The organism is Paraburkholderia sp. SIMBA_030 (assembly GCF_046535245.1).
GTDB lineage: Bacteria > Pseudomonadota > Gammaproteobacteria > Burkholderiales > Burkholderiaceae > Paraburkholderia.
In genome coordinates, this window is sequence record NZ_JAWRXB010001165.1 from 1 (window position 1) to 251 (window position 251).

The 251-nt window shown below is 64.5% G+C and carries 1 protein-coding gene; it reads left to right on the forward strand.

The annotated features are described in order from the left end of the window. On the forward strand, nucleotides 1–251 hold a 251-nt coding region (locus SB772_RS43700), incomplete at both ends, for a hypothetical protein (RefSeq protein WP_410838989.1).

The following is a 251-nucleotide window of genomic DNA, read 5'->3' on the forward strand; positions in this document are numbered from 1 at the left end:
GGCCCGGACCACGCTCACCGAAGTGGCGCGGCGGACGCTGCTGGCCATCCTGGCCCTCGCCGCCATTCGGACCCTGTTCACCGAACTGCTTGAAGAAGCGCTTCAGCGGATGATCGTCCGGCAAGTCGTCGAAACCGCGGCCATTGAAGTCAAAGGAAAAACCGTTGCCGTCGTCGGACGCCGGCTTGATGCGGGATTCGACGCGGACGGAGACGACGGCCGGCGAAACGGCGTCGACGACATTGGCAAAG